Origin of the sequence: uncultured Mucilaginibacter sp. (genome assembly GCF_903913935.1) — a bacterium.
Lineage (GTDB): Bacteria > Bacteroidota > Bacteroidia > Sphingobacteriales > Sphingobacteriaceae > Mucilaginibacter.
The window spans coordinates 1-3,432 of the sequence record NZ_CAIWNH010000416.1; the positions used below are offsets into that span (position 1 = coordinate 1).

The 3,432-nt window shown below is 40.0% G+C and carries 2 protein-coding genes and 1 pseudogene; 1 reads left to right on the top strand and 2 read right to left on the bottom strand.

All coding sequences use genetic code 11. The annotated features are described in order from the left end of the window. Together QZY09_RS16805 and gmd are read right to left on the bottom strand one after the other, a co-directional pair. Window positions 1-374 (bottom strand): annotated as a pseudogene (locus QZY09_RS16805) (colanic acid biosynthesis glycosyltransferase WcaI); the annotation flags it as partial. Further along, window positions 367-1,485: a GDP-mannose 4,6-dehydratase gene (gene gmd / locus QZY09_RS16810; protein ID WP_295674223.1), complete on the bottom strand. Its 1,119-nt coding sequence runs from the start codon at window positions 1,483-1,485 to the stop codon at window positions 367-369. The pseudogene QZY09_RS16805 and the gene gmd, both read right to left, overlap by 8 nt. 355 nt (window positions 1,486-1,840) lie before the next feature. Here gmd and QZY09_RS16815 point away from each other — a divergent pair, with 355 nt between their 5' ends. Further along, window positions 1,841-3,337 (top strand): hypothetical protein, encoded by a 1,497-nt coding sequence (locus QZY09_RS16815; protein WP_295674225.1) that lies wholly within the window; start codon window positions 1,841-1,843, stop codon window positions 3,335-3,337. The last annotated feature ends 95 nt before the right edge of the window (window positions 3,338-3,432 follow it).

Sequence of the window (3,432 nt, forward strand, 5' to 3'; positions counted from 1 at the left end):
AACAGGTAATGCTTCTTTTTAAACATTATTTGGTTTAAAACAGGCCAGAGTTTCGAAGGCCAGAGTAACGCGTCCTGGATGAGGCGTTTTTTCCCGGTCGGGAAATCTGGTACATAGATGGGGCACCGGTAAATTTCCATCGTTGCCCCTGTTTCTGTATAGGTAATAGTTTCCTTCTTATACCACCAATTTGAATACGGCGGCTGTATCTTCCAATACGGATAGTACGGAAAAGTTGTAATAATGGTTGTATCATAACCGTTATTACAGAACCAATTCATCATTTCGCCATTGTATTTTCCAATACCCGTGGGTTCGGGCGAAAAGTTATGGCTGAGCAATAAAATGCTTTTTCGGCGCGATGACTTATTCAAACTGATTTTTAATATAGTATCCCGAATCCTTTAAAAGCCTCTCTTTCCTGAATAACTCCAGGTCAGCTGCTACCATCTCTTCAACCAGCATAGCAAGGTCATACTTTGGCTTCCAGCCAAGTTTCGTATTTGATTTTGTGGGGTCGCCTATAAGCAAGTCAACTTCAGTTGGTCTGAAGTAAGCCGGATCGACGGCAACTACTTCTTTACCAATTTCCAACTGGTAATCAGGCGACGAGCAGGAAACAATGTAGCCTCTTTCGCCAGCACCGGAACCTTTAAATTCGATCGTGACGCCTACCTCAGCAAACGACATTCTTACAAACTCCCTTACTTTAGTGGTTATCCCTGTGGCAATAACAAAATCCTCAGCAACATCCTGCTGCAAAATAAGGTACATTGCCTCAACATAGTCTTTTGCGTGGCCCCAATCCCTTTCAGCATCAAGGTTTCCCAAATAAAGCTTATCCTGTAAACCCATTGCTATTTTTGCGGTCGCACGGGTTATTTTACGTGTCACAAATGTTTCGCCTCTTAACGGGCTCTCGTGATTAAACAAAATACCATTGCATGCATAAATGCCATAAGCCTCGCGGTAATTAACAGTTATCCAGTAGGCATAAAGCTTTGCAACTGCATAAGGCGAACGCGGGTAAAATGGTGTGGTTTCTGATTGAGGTACGGCTTGCACCAAACCATATAATTCGGATGTTGATGCCTGGTAGATACGGGTTTTTTTGGTTAAACCTAATAAACGCACCGCTTCAAGTATGCGTAACGTACCTATGCCGTCGGCATTTGCTGTATATTCCGGCGTATCAAAACTCACTTTTACGTGCGACATCGCACCCAAATTGTAGATCTCGTCAGGTTGGACCTGCTGTATGATCCGGATTAGATTGGTGCTATCGCTAAGGTCGCCATAATGAAGAAACAAATTTTTATTTGTATCGTGCGGATCCTGATATAAATGATCTATTCTGTCAGTATTTAACAAAGAGCTTCTTCGTTTTATACCATGAACCTCATACCCCTTTGACAATAATAACTCTGTTAAATATGCACCGTCCTGCCCGGTTATCCCTGTTATTAGCGCAATTTTTTTCTTCATAAATCGTTAAAACCTATATTAATTGGATATTATTTAAAAAATTTGATCAAATATCTGATCAAATATTTTTCCCGCAAAGTATGGAATTTAATGCAAAATTAGTTAAATTAAAAATTACTTTTTTAGGTAAAAACAATTCTTTTGCTTTGTTATGGTTTATAAATACAAGCTGTATAACAGAATTTACTAACATATTATCCGGGCAATTGTTTCACTAAAGTTTGCATATCCATTAAATTTACCGGACATAATACCTGGCAATATTAGCCACCCGAAATGTGGTTTTAAAATCATATAAAACAACTGTAATTTGCAGCTGTTATGTTATTTTTACATACATAAAAAATATACCCCTATGTTAAAGATAAATTTGTGGATCTTATTTTCCTGTGCAATTGTTATAGGCGCAGTTGTGTTTTTAAGGAATAATCCCGTTCATGATCCCGGGTCAAAAATTATTAATTATAATAAAGCTTTAAAAAGCAATGCCGGCACCAGGGATTATTCCGACATCCCCGAATGGTATCTCCGCAACCGTGTGCAAATACATACGCGCCTATCATTAAATGAACTCAATTCTTCCGTATTTTTCGGTTTCCCTGAAGAACTTAAAAAATATAATGTTACTGTTTTAACGAGGCAAATAAAGGCGCGTGATGAGCAGCCCTGGTGGCCTACCGGAGACGGCGGCATAGACGCGAGGGCCGCAAACTATAATTCAAATGGCCAAAATCTTGCAGTAAAAATTATAAAACAGCTCCACGATTTGAACATGAAGGCCATCATATATTACAGGCATTCAGAAGATTCGGCCATGTTGTTAAATCATCCAGACTGGGCATGCCTTAATGTGAAAGGGGAACCAATAAGGGGTCCGAGGGGGATTTTTTTATCCTTCAACTCACCGTACCGGGATATCGTAATAGCCCGTTTGAAACAATTAGCCTCCTATGGCGCTGATGGCTTTTATTTTGACCAGATACATATTCCGCAAGGCGGCGATTTTTCGGAATTTTCAAAGAAAATGTATAAAGAGAAATATGGTACTGATATGGCCGGGGATTTCCGGACCAACAAACTACGCTTTTTTGAATTCCGCAATAATACAATAGAGCGATTTTTTACTGATCTGCGGACCAGTTTACTTCCCTTTAAACCTGTTTTATTAGTAAGTGGTGATAGCTGGACCAATTTTACCGGGTTACACATGAACAGCGAGTTCTTTCAAAAATTCATCCTGAAAACAGAAGCTGAAGAACCAGTGAGGCCTTATAACAGGAATATGGAATTTTCATTTCCTTTAGATCTAAAAGAAACTATCCCCGGTTTTTACCTGAATGCATTTTTCTTTTCGTTTATGCGTGATAATTCAGCCGGGCCTCCGCATGTTTGGTGCCGTGATCTCAAAAGTGCTGACGATGCTGCTAATATGGCCGCCGGAATAATTTCTTTGGGCGGAATAGCTAATCTTGATGTAGACGCAAATCCGCAAAAAACCAATATTGACGTGATAAAAGTTCCAGCGGAATGGAATGAAACCTACGGTAGCTATTTTAAAGACCTGGTGCCTTATGCAAACGTTGGTGTACTAGCCTCAGAAAATGAACGAAATAAATTTTTAGGTGACCCGGAAGCCGCCTGGCAAAAAGTGTTAATACCTGCAATAAATACGTTTAGTAAGCTGTATAAATCGGGCATCCCGGTAAACGTTCTTTCAGACGCGACTTTAAATAGCAAGTTTTCTGAGGGTTTAACTAAAATTTATTGCGATATGTCGCTAACTACCGGCTCCGGCCGGGATAATAAACTGGAAGACTTTTCAGACTCTGACGCTGGACACACCTACAAATGAAGAGGTGTGGCTGATGGATATAACAGGTGAAGGGTCAGCCATAGAGTATGTAATTGCAACGCTGATTGGGGATGAAGAGACTTTGCTACATGAAC

Excerpts from the sequence above, each read along its gene's own strand:
- gmd (WP_295674223.1), bottom strand. The coding sequence starts at position 1,485 with ATGAAGAAAAAAATTGCGCTAATAACAGGGATAACCGGGCAGGACGGT.
- QZY09_RS16815 (WP_295674225.1), top strand. The coding sequence starts at position 1,841 with ATGTTAAAGATAAATTTGTGGATCTTATTTTCCTGTGCAATTGTTATA.